Origin of the sequence: uncultured Bradyrhizobium sp., from assembly GCF_936943645.1 — a bacterium.
Classification (GTDB): Bacteria; Pseudomonadota; Alphaproteobacteria; order Rhizobiales; family Xanthobacteraceae; genus Bradyrhizobium.
In genome coordinates this window covers 98,553-111,632 of the sequence record NZ_CAKZJO010000102.1, presented here as the reverse complement: position 1 = coordinate 111,632, position 13,080 = coordinate 98,553, and the positions used below count along the sequence as shown (strand labels likewise).

Genomic DNA, 13,080 nt, shown 5'->3' with positions numbered 1-13,080 from the left:
GCCCCCACCCGGCGCTTCGCGCCGACCTCCCCCGCAAGCGGGAGAGGTGCAGCGAGCCCGCGGTGAGACCAACCTCAATTGGTGGCGGCTCTCTTACACATTGGACCCGTGGATCGCGTCGATCACGGCATCCGTCACGTCCTTCGTCGTCGCCTTGCCGCCGACGTCGGGCGTGAGAATGCCGGCCGCGCAGACTTTCTCGACCGCAATCATCAGTCGCGACGCTGCGTCCTTCTCGCCGAGATGCTCGAGCATCTGCGCGCCCGTCCAGAAGGTTGCAACGGGGTTGGCGATGCCCTTGCCGGTGATGTCGAAGGCCGAGCCGTGGATCGGCTCGAACATCGAGGGAAAGCGGCGCTGCGGATCGATGTTGCCGGTCGGCGCGACGCCGAGGCTGCCCGCCAGCGCGCCGGCGAGGTCCGAGAGGATATCGGCGTGCAAATTGGTCGCGACGATGGTGTCGAGGCTCTTGGGATGCAGCGTCATGCGCACCGTCATCGCGTCGACCAGCATCCTGTCCCAGGTAACGTCGGGAAATTCGGTCGCGACTTCCGCGGCGATCTCGTCCCACATCACCATGCCGTGGCGCTGTGCGTTCGACTTGGTCACCACGGTCAGGAATTTGCGTGGACGCGACTGCGCGAGCTGGAACGCATAGCGCATGATGCGGGTGACGCCGACGCGGGTGAAGACGGCGACTTCGGTGCCGACCTCTTCCGGCAGGCCCTTGTGGGCCCGGCCGCCCATGCCGGCATATTCGCCCTCCGAATTCTCGCGCACGATCACCCAGTCGAGATCGCCGACGCCGACATTGCGCAGCGGCGAAGCCACGCCCGGCAGGATTTTCGTGGGCCGCACATTGGCGTATTGGTCGAAACCCTGGCAGATCGGCAGGCGCAGGCCCCACAGCGTGATGTGGTCGGGCACGTCGGGGGCGCCGACCGCGCCGAAATAGATCGCGTCGAACTTCTTGAGCTCCGCGAGACCGTCGGCCGGCATCATCACGCCGTGCTTCTTGTAATAGTCCGAGCCCCAGTCGAACGTCTTGACGTTGAAGGCGATATCGCCGCTGCGCTTGGCCAGCGCCTCCAGCACGCGGACACCGGCCGAGATCACCTCGGGGCCGATGCCGTCGGCGGGAATGGCTGCGATCGAATGGGTGCGCATGGATGGGCTCCGTGTGAGAGATCAGTGGGATTGCGGGACAGGTTCGACCGGCGCGGTTTTCGCGCGCGACAATAGCAGGGTCAGGGCAGCGGAGAGAACCAGCAGGCCGCTGACGAAATAGAGACCGCCGACGAAGCTGCCGGTCTGGTCCTTGATCCAGCCGATCATGGCAGGACCGACGAAACCACCGAGATTGCCGATCGAGTTGATGGTGGCAATGCCGGCCGCGGCGGCGGGGCCGGACAGGAACAATGTGGGCATGCTCCACAGCGGCGGCTTTGCCGAGGAGATGCCGATGTTCACCAGCGTCAGCGCGGCCAGCACGGCGACGACGCCGGTCGCAAGGCCCGCATAGGCAAGGCCTGCGGCAGCGATCAGGCAGGCCCACACCACGTGCCAGGTGCGCTCGCCGGTGCGGTCCGAATGCCGCGCCCACAGGATCATGGCGACGACAGCCGCGGTCGCCGGCAGCGCGTTGAGGAAGCCGACCTGGAGCGAGGACAAGCCGAACTGCTTGATGATCTGCGGCGCCCAGACGCCGAGCGTGTAAAGGCCGGCAGAGGTGCCGAAATAGATCAGCGACAGCGCCAGCACGCGCGGATCGGCAAGCCCACGCCAGATGCTGTGGCTCGCGGTCGCGGCCTTGCGAGTGGTCTCCACGTTCATGGTTTCGACCAGCCAGCGCCGCTCGTCCTCGGCAAGCCACTTGGCCTTCTCCGGGCGGTCGGTCAGGAAACCCAGCACGACGAAGCCGAGCACCACGGCCGGCAGCGCTTCGAGCACGAACAGCCATTGCCAGCCCTTGAAGCCGAAGAGGCCGTCCATCTCCAGCAGCGCGCCGGAGATCGGCGAGCCCAGCACGGTGGAAAGCGGGGCAGCCGCCATGAACAAGGCGGTGACGGCGGCGCGCTGGCGCGCCGGGAACCAGTAGGAGAGATAAAGGATGATGCCGGGGAAGAAGCCGGCCTCGGCGACACCGAGCAGGAAGCGCAGCACGTAAAAACTGGTCGGCCCCTGCACGAACGCCATGGCGGCCGAGACGAGGCCCCAGGTGATCATCACCCGCGCGATCCAGATCCGCGCACCGATCTTGTGCAGGATGATGTTGGAGGGCACCTCGAACAGGAAGTAGCCCCAGAAGAAGATGCCGGCGCCGAAGCCGTAGACGGCCGGGGACAGGCCGATGTCCTTGTTCATGGTCAGCGACGCAAAACCGATATTGACGCGGTCGATGAAGGCCACGAAGTACAGCAGCATGATGAAGGGAACGATGCGCCAGGTGATCTTGCGCAGCACGCGCGTCTGAACCTCGCTCGTCATCCTCGCCTCCCTCAGGTTCCCGTTGTTGTGAGGTGGCAAGCCTAGGCGCCGGCAGGAGGCACATTCAATTGGCGCTGGTTTATACAAAAAAATGATATAATCCTTGCGGAGCGATCGCGTGGCAGGTGAGCGCTGGACGCCCTGAAGCCGCAGCGTCATGCCGGGGCTTGTCCCGGGCATCCACGTTCTCCGTGCCGTGAGGACAGGCGCGGATAGCCGGATAAGCCCGGCCATGGCGATCTTCCGCAACAGGATTGCCTGGGCGAGACGAGAGGACCCTCGATGGAATTGCATCAGCTCCGATGCTTCGTGGCGGCGGCCGAGCAGCTGCATTTCGGCCGCGCAGCGCAGCAGCTCCAGATGCTGCCTTCGGCGCTCGGCCGGCAGATCCGGCTGCTAGAAGAGGATCTCGGCACGCGCCTGTTCGCGCGGACGACGCGCGCGGTGTCGCTCACCGAGGATGGCACTAGTCTGTTGGGCGATGCCCGCGCCATCCTCGCCAAGGTCGAGGCCGTCGAGAGCAATCTGCGCAACCGCTCCCGCGCGAGAGCCGCGCGGCGGCTGCGGATCGGTGCCATCGACAGTGCGGCGGCCGGGCTGCTGCCGCCACTGCTGCGCGATTTCCGCAGCAAGCATCCCGAGATCGCGGTGCAGCTCCTCGAGGACAAGACGGTTCGGCTGCTGCCGAAGATCCTGACCGGCGCGCTCGATCTCGCCTTCGTCCGTCCGCCCGATCGCGCCGACAAGCGGCTCGAATTCCGCGACCTCCTGCAAGAGACGGCGATCGTGGCCTTTCCGCAGCGGCACGCGCTCGCAACAAGGAAGTCGATCACGTTGGCTGATATCGCCGACGAGTCGATGCTGGTGCCGGACCGCCGCTCGCGGCCGCACAGCCACGACCTCACCATCAAGCTGTTCGAGCAGGCGGGCCTCACGCCGCGCATCGTGCAGGTCGCCGACGAGAAGCAGACCATCATCAACCTCGTCGCCACGAAGCTTGGCGTCGCGATCGTGCCGCGCTGGACGACGCGCATGGCGGTGACAGGCGTGCGCTTCGTGCCGCTTCGGCCGAAACAGAATGGTCCCGTCGGCCGGCTACCGCTCGCCGCCGCCTGGCTGCGCGGCTCGCGCGATCCTGCCCGCGATGCCATGCTGGCCGTGCTGGAAGCGCGCCTGCGCAGCTATGCGCGGGAGGCGTGAGCAGCTATGACGAAGGACCGGAGAGGGTGTTGCCATGACTGAACCGAGCGCGTCGAGTGAATTGCGGGTCGCCATCGCAGGCTTGGGCTCGATCGGCACCAAGATCGCGACCGCGCTCGATCAGGGCATCGAGGGATTGACGCTGTCGGCCGTCGCGGTGCGCGATCCCGCCAAGCATCGGGCTTTCCTCAGCGGCCTGCGTCATCAGCCGGAAATCCTGCCGATCGACCAGCTCGGCGATGCCGCCGATATCGTCGTCGAGTGCGCGCCCAGTCATCATCTGCGCACGATCGTCGAGCCCACAGTGAGGCGCGGCAAGGCAGCGGTCGTGGTCAGCGTCGGCGGCCTGCTCGATAATTTCGACCTGGTCGATCTCGCCCGCGCCAATGGCGGCCGCATCATCGTGCCGACCGGCGCGCTGATCGGTCTCGACGCCGTCAACGCCGCCGCGATCGGCACCATTCATTCGGTGAAGATGGTGACGCGCAAGCCGATCGACGGGCTGAAGGGCGCGCCGTTCATCGTTCAGAACAAGATCGACATCGACAATCTGCGCGAGCCGCTGAAGCTGTTCGAGGGCAGCGCGCGCGAGGCGGCGAAGGGTTTCCCGGCCAACGTCAATGTCGCCGTCGCGCTGTCGCTGGCGGGCATCGGGCCCGATCGCACCCAGATCCAGGTCTGGGCCGATCCGACCGTGACGCGCAACGTTCACCGCATCGAGGTCGAAGCAGATTCGGCGCGCTTCTCGATGAGCATCGAGAACATCCCGTCCGAAAATCCCAAGACCGGATTGATCACCGCGCTGTCCGTGATCGCCCTGCTGCGCAAGCAGCGCGCCACGCTGTGCGTGGGGACGTAGCTCTTAAGCTCCCGTGACGCGCCAGATCACGTTGCCGACGTCGTCGGCCATCAGCAGCGACTTTCTGTCGGGGCCGATCACGACGCCGACCGGGCGGCCGTAGGATTCCTTCTCGTCCGGCGACAGGAAGCCCGACAGGATGTCGCGACCGGGGCCCGACGGCTTGCCGTTCTCGAACGGGATGAACACCAGCTTGTAGCCGGACAGCTTGCTGCGATTCCACGAGCCGTGCTGGCCGATCACCATGCCGTCGCCGAAGCCGGGCAGGGTGCCCGCCGGCATCCAGCACAGACCGAGCGAAGCGGTATGACCGCCGAGCGCGTAGTCCGGTTGCAGCGCCTTGGCGACCATCGCGGGATCCTGCGGCACGCGGTCGTCCACCGTCTTGCCCCAGTAGCAATAAGGCCAGCCGTAGAAGCCGCCGTCGCGCACCGAGGTGAGATAATCCGGCGGCGTCTCGTCGCCGAGCCCGTCGCGTTCGTTGACGACGGTCCAGAGCACGTTCGTCGTCGGCTCCCAGGCAAGGCCCACGGGATTGCGCAGGCCGGCGCCGAAGATGCGATGCGTGCCGGCGGCGAGGTCGAGCTCGTAGACCGCGGCGCGGCCCTCCTCGACCTCCATGCCCATCTCCGCGATGTTGCTGAGCGACCCGACGCCGGCATAAAGCTTCTTGCCGTCGGGGCTGGCGAGCAGGCTGCGCGTCCAGTGCCCGGCCGGCTTGAACGTGGTCAGCCGCTTGCCCGGCGCGGTGATGCGGTCGGCATTGGCGACGTAGGGGAAGGCGATCACGCCGTCGGTGTTGCCGACATAGAAGGTGTCGCCGACCAGCGCCATGCCGAACGGCTGGTTGAGGTTCTCCATGAAGGCGCCGCGCACCTCCGCGACGCCGTCACCGTCCTTGTCGCGCAGCAGCGTGATGCGGTTCGCAGAAACGCCGAGCGCCGCGGCACGACGCATCGTCGCCTGCATCGCATAGTGAAACACGCTGCGCGGTGCGCCTGCGATCTGCGTTGCCTCCGCGATCAGCACGTCGCCATTGGGCAGCACCTCGATCCAGCGCGGATGGTCGAGCCCGCTCGCGAACGCGTTCACCTTGAGGCCGGGCGCAACGGTCGGCTTCTCGCCCTCGCGCCAGCCGCGCGCGGTCGGCATCTTCAACGTCGGGATCGCGCCTTGCGGCTTCGCGTCGGGGATGGCGGGGGTCTGGCCCCAGGCCGGCGCGGGCTCGGTGCCCGTCATCTTGCGCCATTGCAGCGCGATGCCGCCGACGAATGCGACGAACTGCGCGAAGATGCTGGAAAAAGTCATGAAGGGCCCCTGTTTGCGCGCGCATCCAACTGGCTGACGGGGCTCGCGTCAACCGGTGCGGCGCCCCGGCGGGGGCTATTCCCGCGGAATGGCAGCCGATCGAATTTGCATGGGACGTACGCCGATGGGCCCAAGGGGGCCAAGTGATCAACGGCCGATCTGCCGTTCCAGCTGCCGCGCCGCGCGAAAATCGTCGAGGTGATGAACGTTCGGCGCGAGCGCGGCCTCTCGGGACATCAGATGATAGACCCGCGCCACCGTGCGCTGCTTCTGCTTCGTCCGCCCGGGCGGCAGCGCCCGCGCCTTGCGGACGGCGGCGATCGCGTGCTCGCGAAAATAATCGTAGGCGTCCGACATGGCTCGATGCTCTGCGGCTAATTGCATGCGTCGAATGGGTAACAAGCTGGCCGAGTGGCGGTTCCTGGGCGAATGTTCCGGGTGCGCCATTCCGTTCCCGTCATCCTGAGGTGCGAGCCATGGGGCGCAACGCGCCGCATGGGAAGCCTCGAAGGATGGAGGGCCCGGCTGCATCTCGGCCGTACATCCTTCGAGGCTCGGTTCGCAATGCATGAGCATCGCGAACCTCGCACCTCAGGATGACGGGACCAACAAGCGTTCTACGCTGAAAAAGCGGAAGTCCTTACCGCGGCGACGTGAACGGGATGATCATCGGCACGCGGCGGCAATAGGCGCCGTAGGCGTCCTCGCCGAGCTCCTTGGAGAGGAACACCTCTTCCATCCGGCCCTTCTGCCACATGCCGAGCGAGATCAGGATCGCGCCGAGGATCGTCGTCACCAGGCCGATCGCGACGCCGGTCACCAGCATGCCGAAGATCAGGCCGGTGTAGATCGGGTGACGCACGATGCCGTAGGGGCCGGTGTCGATGACCCGATGGTCTTCCTTGTGGGTGATGGTGTTGGACCAGAATTTTCCGAGATGCAGCCGGCCCCACCAGGCGAAGGCGATGCCGGCGATCGAAAGAATCGCGGCGATGGCGACGTCGGTGTTGCCGGGCACCCAGAGCGGCTTCCAGCCCAGAAGCTCCGCAACAAACGGCGTGTACAGGATGCCGCCGACCAGGATCGGCAGGCTATAGCGCTGCGACTCCAGCGTCATGACCTGCTTCTTGGTCCGGCCCTGCCAGAACGAGGCGCCAACCCAGCTGAGGAGGAAGGCGAGCCAGATCAGGGCCAGGAGCTCGGTCGGCCAGGCGGTGGTCCAGCCGCCCCAGGCGACGGAGAGAAGCTTGCTGAAATCGAAGGACATGAAGGTTCTTTGCGTTGGGCGGCGGCGTCAGCTGGCGCGCGAGGAGAGCGCGCGATGCTCGATGGCGCCGGAGGGCTGCTGGCCGTTGCGGGCGAGAAGATGGGTGATGGTTTCGCGCAAGACCGGCTCGATCGGACGCGGCGAATAGCCGAGCTCGGTGCGCGCCTTGCCGATCGAAAGGTCGCTCGCGGCGAGCGCAATGCGCACGCCCTCGGCGGTGCCGTTGGGCGGCCGGCGCGTGAACTGATCGGAGATGTATTCCAGCATGATCGCGGAGGCCTCGGCGATCTTGCCGGGCACGACGATCGGGTACTGCCGGCGGCCGCTCATCGCCGACATCATGCGCAGGATGTTGCCGAGCGGAACGCAGTCGCCGCCGAGGATGTAGCGCTGGCCAAGGCGGCCGCGCTCCATGGTCAGCACGAGGCCCATGGCAACGTCGCGGACGTCGACGAGATTGACCAGGAAGTTGAGATGTGGCTGCACTTTCTTCTGCAGGAAGTACCAGAGCATCGCGGTCGGCGGCGTCAGATTGTGGTCGGCCGCGCCGATCGGCATGGTCGGCGTGCCGATCACGAGCGGAAAGCCGCTCGCTGCCGCCTTCGCGGCATGATGCTCGGCGAGCGACTTCGAGCGCGTATAGGCGCCCGGCATCACCTCGGCCGGCTGCAGCGCCTCTTCGGCGGCAACGCCGTTGAGGTCGGAATAGGGGAACAGGATCGATTCCGTCGAACAATGCAGGAAGCGCGAGACGCCGCGCTTCATTGCGGCCGCAAGTACCACCTCGGTACCGCGGCAATTGACGTCGTGAAAATCCTGCTTGTTGGCCACCCACATGCCGGGCAGGCCGGCGAGGTGATAGACCTGATCGACCCCGGCGATCGCAGCATCGACCGCGGCAGCGTCCAGCACCGAACCCTGGACGTGATCAACCTCGGCGTTTGCTGCGGCCGGCGGCTGGACATCGAGCACGCGCACCCGCTGCCCACGGGCGCGGAGCGCTTCGACGAGATGATGTCCGATGAAGCCGCTGCCACCGGTAACCAGTACGAGAGTCATGCAGAAGGTTGCTGTTTCGCTTCTAGAACTATCGGGTTGAAAGGGAATTGGCCGGAAGAGGCGCCAGAATCGCGGCAAGGTCGCGACGGAAGCCCAGTGCAATGAATAATTTTGCCATCACGAACATCGGTCCAAGCAAAAGGTGCGACGGAAAAGTGAATAACGAGGCTTCGCGGCCCTCGAAAACCTTGTGTCCGATGGTCTGCGCGGCGAGGCCGAGCACCACCAAGGCGGCAAAGATCGCCCACATGGTCGCGACGCTGACCTGCGCCGCAATGCTCGTCGCAACCGAAAACAGCACGATGGAAACCGCCAGGATACCGATCCCGAGCGGCACGTCGAGCAGCAGCCAATAGATCAAAACCGGCAGGGCCAGGATCACCGCCAGGCTGACGTCGAAACCGAACAGCGGAAGCTTGACCAGCGTCAGCGGCAGCACCGCACCGGTGAACAGCAGGAGAATACCGACCACGTGCATCGCCGTGTTCCGGGGATCGCGATGGTACTCGACGTAAACGGCGAGTTGGCGCTGGAAAAAGCCACCCATTTTGGTCTCATGCAGCACGGGGTCGGGAAGGGCGAACAGTGGCTATAGCACTGGACCGGGCGGTGCACAAACCGGCGCATTTGTCGCGCAAAACCGTATTTGTGCGTCCCGGACAGGTTACAAAACGATCAGGACTTCAAAGGGTTCCGTTGGCTGCGACGCCGCCTTCGCTCAGCGCTTCCTGGCGGGCTTTTTCGCCGCAGGCGCAGGCGCCGCAGCCGGATGCGCAGGCGCCTCCTCAGGCACCTTGGCATAGGTCAGGATTTGCAACTGGCCGTTGACGGCCGACGTCGGCTTGGCCCGGTCGAGAAACTGCTCCTCGCCGAGGCCGATCGGATGCAGCCGCTTGGTCGAGATCTTGAACGTGTTCACCAGCACGTCGCGGATCGCGTCCGCGCGGCGCTGGCTCAGAATCGCGTTTGCTTCGCGCGTCTTCGAATTGGATTCGACGTGGCCGACGATCAGGAACGTGTAGGGCAGCAGCGAGGAATGAACCAGCGCATCCGCGATGCGGCCAACGGTCTGGTAGGAGGCCGGCTGGATGATCGGCGTGTCGGCGTCGAACTGGATCTGCGCATTGAAGGCCGGCAGCTTGGCGAGGTCAGGGGCGATCGGCGGCCGGTTCACCGGGCCCGGATCGTTCTTGATCCTGGCCTTGGCGCGCTCCATCACCTGCTGCTTCAGCGCGGGAAGATCGACCTCGGCGGGCTCTTCGAGATGGTTGAGCTTGCCGACAATGTCGTCGCGGGTCGGCGCCGCCGTCTGGGCGCCGGCTCTGCCCGCGAGCAGAGCGAGGCCGAGCGCGAGGACCGTTCCGGCCATGAAGAGCCTGTTGGCGCGCATCAGCGATACCCCGCATCGTCGACGGCCTTCAGGCAGTTGTTGCTGATGCCCTTCGGCGTCGAGACCAGGCAGGGGATCGACTTGCTGGTCTCCTTGGTCGAGCCGCCGCAGACCTTGACGATCTCGCGCTGGCAGGCGTTCGCCACCGTCACGCGCGCGGCGACGCGCTTCTGGATGGCGTCGAAGGCGCCGAGATAGTCGCTCGCGCATTGCGGCGACAGCACGTCGCGATTGCGCGACAGGCATTCCTTCAGGCGGGTCGAGTCCGGGTTGACGCCGCGGCAATTGGCAACGATTTCCGCGCCGCAGCTCTTGGCCAGCAACCCGATCGAATCGCCAAAGCTCATGGTTTCCGCCGCCGCAAGCGACGGCATCCCCAATGCAAGCACGATCAGTGTGATGGATCCCCGGACCATGATTGCATCTGATACGGGGAAGTTTGGGCTGGTCAAGGGCTGTTCGAAGGAGAACCGTCGAACGCCCGGGGAGTGCGGCGAACAGTCCTCACTCCGTGGTGTCGAGAGGCGGCCATTCGATCAGGGCGACGGTGTGGTTCTCGAGGTCGTCGGCCACGTCGGGGGCGGCCTTGAGCTCGTCCAACGTCCGCGGCGGGGGAAGCTGGCGGCCGTCCGCGGCCAGCTCCTGCGCATAGAACGCCAGCGCCTCGGGCGCATTCTCCAGGGCCTCGTCGACATCGTCGCCGCCGGAGATGCAACCGGGCAGATCGGGAAACCACAGGCTGACAGCGTCCGGATCTGTGTCTTCGATGATGGCGACGTACTGAGGCATGTCAGGCTCACGCCCGCTGCACGAAACTGTCCACGACCTTCTTCTCGCCGGCCTTGTCGAAGGCGATGGTGAGCTTGTTGCCGTCGATCTTGGTGACGCGTCCGTAGCCGAATTTCTGGTGGAAGACGCGGTCGGACAGCGAAAATTCGGACGTCGTGCCTGTGGATTTGGCCACCAGCTCGCCCTCGATGGTCAACGGCCCGCGCCGGCGCGAGGAGAAGCTGCCGAAATCCGGGCCTGAAGACGCGGAGGACGAGAACGTCGCGGCCTCTTCCTCGAAGCCGCCGCTTCGGCCGCCGCCATTGCGGCCCCCGCCGCGGTTGCGGTTGGCCTGAGCACGCTGCCAGCCCGGTGTCGAATAGGTGGACCCGAACGCCTCCATGTCGTCGAAGCGCGAGGCACCGTAGCCGCCGGTGCCGCCCCAGGCCGAGCCGCCCTTGGATTCGGTGATCTCCACATTGGCCGCCGGCAGTTCATCGAGGAAGCGCGACGGGATCGTGGTCGACCAGGTGCCATGGATGCGCCGGTTGGTCGCGAAATAGATCATGGCGCGGCGGCGGGCACGGGTCAGGCCGACATGGCCGAGCCGGCGCTCCTCTTCGAGGCCGGCGCGGCCCTGCTCATCCAGCGTCCGCTGGCTCGGGAACAGGCCTTCCTCCCAGCCGGGCAGGAACACGTTGTCGAATTCGAGGCCCTTGGCCGAATGCAGTGTCATCAGCGACACCGCGTCCTCCTCGGCGCCGCCCTCGCGGTCCATCACGAGAGAGATGTGCTCCAGGAACCCCTGCAGGTTCTCGAATTCCTCCATCGAGCGCACCAGCTCTTTCAGGTTCTCCAGCCGGCCGGCGGCATCCGCCGAACGGTCCTTCTGCCACATCTCGGTATAGCCGCTCTCGTCGAGCACGATCTGGGCGAGATCGGTGTGCGCGGTGACTTCGCGCTGGGCGCGCCAGCGGTCGAACTGCGCGACGAGATCGCGCAAGCTGCCGCGCGCCTTCGGCTTCAGCTCGTCGGTCTCGACCACGGCCCGCGCCGCCTCGAACAGCGGAATGCGGCGCTTGCGGGCATGGTCGTGCAGCATCTGCACGGTGGCATCGCCGAGGCCGCGCTTGGGCGTGTTGACGATGCGCTCGAAAGCGAGGTCGTCGGCCGGCGAATTGATGACGCGCAGATAGGCCAGCGCGTCGCGGATTTCGGCACGCTCGTAGAAGCGGGGGCCGCCGATCACGCGATAGGGCAGGCCAAGCGTGACGAAACGATCTTCGAACTCGCGCATCTGGTAGGAGGCGCGCACGAGAATGGCGATCTCGTTGAGCTTCTCGCCCTTGCGCTGGATCTGCTCGATCTCCTCGCCGATGCCGCGGGCTTCTTCTTCCGAATCCCAGGAGCCGGTGACCGTGACCTTCTCGCCGTCGTGGTCCTCGGTGCGCAGCGTCTTGCCGAGCCGGCCTTCATTGTGCGCGATCAGATGCGAGGCGGCCGCAAGGATGTGGCCGGTCGAGCGGTAGTTGCGCTCGAGGCGAATGACCTTGGCGCCGGGGAAATCGTGCTCGAAGCGCAGGATGTTGTCGACCTCGGCGCCGCGCCAGCCATAGATCGACTGGTCGTCGTCGCCGACGCAGCAGATGTTTTTGACGTGGGGTTTTTCATTCGCAGGAGTCAGCGCAACATCATCATTCTCGTCATCACCGGGCCGACGCGAAGCGTCGAGATCCGGCGATCCATCTTCTGAAGAAGCGATGGATTGCCGGGTCGAGCCCGGCAATGACGAGTTGGAAGACGGCGCCTGCGACAGCAGCCGCAGCCACAGATACTGCGCGACGTTGGTGTCCTGGTATTCGTCGACCAGGATGAATTTGAAGCGCTGCTGATACTGCCTGAGGATGTCAGGGTGCTCGCGGAAGATGCGGATGTTCTCCAGCAGCAGATCGCCGAAATCGGCGGCGTTCAGGATCTTCAGCCGCTCCTGATAGCTCGCATAGAGCTTGCCGCCCTTGCCGTTGGCGAACATCGCGGCTTCGCCTGACGGCACCTGCGACGGCATCAGGCCGCGGTTCTTCCAGCCGTCGATCAGACCGGCCAGCATGCGCGCCGGCCAGCGCTTGTCGTCGATGCTCTCGGCCTGCAGCAACTGCTTGAGCAGCCGCACCTGGTCGTCGACGTCGAGCACGGTGAAATTCGACTTCAGCTGCGCCAACTCGGCATGGAAGCGCAGGATGCGGCCGCCGATGGAGTGGAAGGTGCCGAGCCACGGCATGCCCTCGACGGCGTGGCCGAGCATCTGGCCGAGCCGGTGCTTCATCTCCCGCGCGGCCTTGTTGGTGAAGGTCACCGACAGGATCTCGGCGGGGCGGGCGCGGCCCTGGCTGAGGATGTGGGCAATACGCGTGGTCAGCACGCGCGTCTTGCCGGTGCCGGCCCCGGCCAGCACCAGGACCGGGCCGTCCAGCGTCTCTACCGCCTCGCGCTGCTCCGGATTGAGCCCGGACAGATATTTCGGACCCACCGAGGCGCGCGCACGCGCGGCAATGCCGCCGGCTGCGGGCTGGTGGTCGGGGACGGCTGTGATCTTGCTCGGCTCAGTCATGCGAATCATTGGCCCCACGATGGCACCGCAGGGAGCTGGAAGGGAGCCTTCTAACAGGGATTGGTGCCTATATGGGGCGGCGAAAGCAGGTTTTCCACGTGCGCGGCGGCCCGAATTTGTTCCTGTCGCCTGGG

At 65.8% G+C, this 13,080-nt stretch carries 13 protein-coding genes; 2 read left to right on the top strand and 11 right to left on the bottom strand.

Going from position 1 to position 13,080, the window contains the following annotated elements; all coding sequences use genetic code 11:
* Positions 1 to 93: 93 nt before the first annotated feature.
* Both Q0743_RS29885 and Q0743_RS29880 read right to left on the bottom strand, forming a co-directional pair.
* Complete coding sequence (locus Q0743_RS29885; protein ID WP_298245034.1) at positions 94 to 1,167, bottom strand: tartrate dehydrogenase; 1,074 nt, start codon at positions 1,165 to 1,167, stop codon at positions 94 to 96.
* 21 nt (positions 1,168 to 1,188) lie between these two features.
* On the bottom strand, positions 1,189 to 2,487 hold the full coding sequence (locus Q0743_RS29880; protein WP_298245033.1) for an MFS transporter: 1,299 nt from the start codon (positions 2,485 to 2,487) through the stop codon (positions 1,189 to 1,191).
* 282 nt (positions 2,488 to 2,769) lie between these two features.
* Between Q0743_RS29880 and Q0743_RS29875 the strand changes: the two genes are divergently transcribed.
* Positions 2,770 to 3,687: a LysR family transcriptional regulator gene (locus Q0743_RS29875; protein ID WP_298245032.1), complete on the top strand. Its 918-nt coding sequence runs from the start codon at positions 2,770 to 2,772 to the stop codon at positions 3,685 to 3,687.
* Between the two features lie 34 nt (positions 3,688 to 3,721).
* A complete protein-coding gene (locus Q0743_RS29870; RefSeq protein WP_298245031.1) occupies positions 3,722 to 4,546 on the top strand; it encodes an aspartate dehydrogenase in 825 nt (274 codons plus the stop codon).
* Positions 4,547 to 4,549: 3 nt separating this feature from the next.
* On the opposite strand, the gene Q0743_RS29865 is transcribed toward Q0743_RS29870, so the two are convergent.
* From Q0743_RS29865 to Q0743_RS29825, 9 genes are all read right to left on the bottom strand, one after another.
* Positions 4,550 to 5,854: a sorbosone dehydrogenase family protein gene (locus tag Q0743_RS29865; RefSeq protein WP_298245030.1), complete on the bottom strand. Its 1,305-nt coding sequence runs from the start codon at positions 5,852 to 5,854 to the stop codon at positions 4,550 to 4,552.
* A 147-nt stretch (positions 5,855 to 6,001) separates the two neighbouring features.
* Entirely contained in the window at positions 6,002 to 6,211 is a 210-nt protein-coding gene (locus tag Q0743_RS29860; protein ID WP_298245029.1) for a hypothetical protein, read from the bottom strand.
* Between the two features lie 283 nt (positions 6,212 to 6,494).
* Positions 6,495 to 7,121 carry an isoprenylcysteine carboxylmethyltransferase family protein gene (locus Q0743_RS29855; RefSeq protein WP_298245028.1) on the bottom strand — a complete coding sequence of 209 codons (627 nt, stop codon included), beginning with the start codon at positions 7,119 to 7,121 and terminating at the stop codon, positions 6,495 to 6,497.
* A 27-nt stretch (positions 7,122 to 7,148) separates the two neighbouring features.
* On the bottom strand, positions 7,149 to 8,180 hold the full coding sequence (locus Q0743_RS29850) for an NAD-dependent epimerase/dehydratase family protein (protein WP_298245027.1): 1,032 nt from the start codon (positions 8,178 to 8,180) through the stop codon (positions 7,149 to 7,151).
* Between the two features lie 28 nt (positions 8,181 to 8,208).
* Positions 8,209 to 8,727, bottom strand: coding sequence for a DUF962 domain-containing protein (locus tag Q0743_RS29845; RefSeq protein WP_298245026.1), 519 nt, complete (start codon positions 8,725 to 8,727; stop codon positions 8,209 to 8,211).
* Positions 8,728 to 8,898: 171 nt separating this feature from the next.
* Positions 8,899 to 9,570 carry an OmpA family protein gene (locus tag Q0743_RS29840; RefSeq protein WP_298245025.1) on the bottom strand — a complete coding sequence of 224 codons (672 nt, stop codon included), beginning with the start codon at positions 9,568 to 9,570 and terminating at the stop codon, positions 8,899 to 8,901.
* Positions 9,570 to 9,986, bottom strand: a complete 417-nt coding sequence (locus Q0743_RS29835; RefSeq protein ID WP_298245024.1) for a hypothetical protein — start codon at positions 9,984 to 9,986, stop codon at positions 9,570 to 9,572. The genes Q0743_RS29840 and Q0743_RS29835 overlap by 1 nt, the downstream gene beginning before the upstream one ends.
* Positions 9,987 to 10,074: 88 nt before the next feature.
* A complete protein-coding gene (locus Q0743_RS29830) occupies positions 10,075 to 10,359 on the bottom strand; it encodes a type II toxin-antitoxin system HicB family antitoxin (RefSeq protein ID WP_298245023.1) in 285 nt (94 codons plus the stop codon).
* Positions 10,360 to 10,366: 7 nt separating this feature from the next.
* Entirely contained in the window at positions 10,367 to 12,955 is a 2,589-nt protein-coding gene (locus Q0743_RS29825; protein ID WP_298245022.1) for an ATP-dependent helicase, read from the bottom strand.
* Positions 12,956 to 13,080: the final 125 nt, after the last annotated feature.

Coding starts and splice junctions, on each gene's coding strand:
- Q0743_RS29885 (WP_298245034.1), bottom strand. CDS start 1,167: ATGCGCACCCATTCGATCGCAGCCATTCCCGCCGACGGCATCGGCCCC.
- Q0743_RS29880 (WP_298245033.1), bottom strand. CDS start 2,487: ATGACGAGCGAGGTTCAGACGCGCGTGCTGCGCAAGATCACCTGGCGC.
- Q0743_RS29865 (WP_298245030.1), bottom strand. CDS start 5,854: ATGACTTTTTCCAGCATCTTCGCGCAGTTCGTCGCATTCGTCGGCGGC.
- Q0743_RS29860 (WP_298245029.1), bottom strand. CDS start 6,211: ATGTCGGACGCCTACGATTATTTTCGCGAGCACGCGATCGCCGCCGTC.
- Q0743_RS29870 (WP_298245031.1), top strand. CDS start 3,722: ATGACTGAACCGAGCGCGTCGAGTGAATTGCGGGTCGCCATCGCAGGC.
- Q0743_RS29830 (WP_298245023.1), bottom strand. CDS start 10,359: ATGCCTCAGTACGTCGCCATCATCGAAGACACAGATCCGGACGCTGTC.
- Q0743_RS29845 (WP_298245026.1), bottom strand. CDS start 8,727: ATGGGTGGCTTTTTCCAGCGCCAACTCGCCGTTTACGTCGAGTACCAT.
- Q0743_RS29835 (WP_298245024.1), bottom strand. CDS start 9,986: ATGGTCCGGGGATCCATCACACTGATCGTGCTTGCATTGGGGATGCCG.
- Q0743_RS29875 (WP_298245032.1), top strand. CDS start 2,770: ATGGAATTGCATCAGCTCCGATGCTTCGTGGCGGCGGCCGAGCAGCTG.
- Q0743_RS29850 (WP_298245027.1), bottom strand. CDS start 8,180: ATGACTCTCGTACTGGTTACCGGTGGCAGCGGCTTCATCGGACATCAT.
- Q0743_RS29825 (WP_298245022.1), bottom strand. CDS start 12,955: ATGATTCGCATGACTGAGCCGAGCAAGATCACAGCCGTCCCCGACCAC.
- Q0743_RS29840 (WP_298245025.1), bottom strand. CDS start 9,570: ATGCGCGCCAACAGGCTCTTCATGGCCGGAACGGTCCTCGCGCTCGGC.
- Q0743_RS29855 (WP_298245028.1), bottom strand. CDS start 7,121: ATGTCCTTCGATTTCAGCAAGCTTCTCTCCGTCGCCTGGGGCGGCTGG.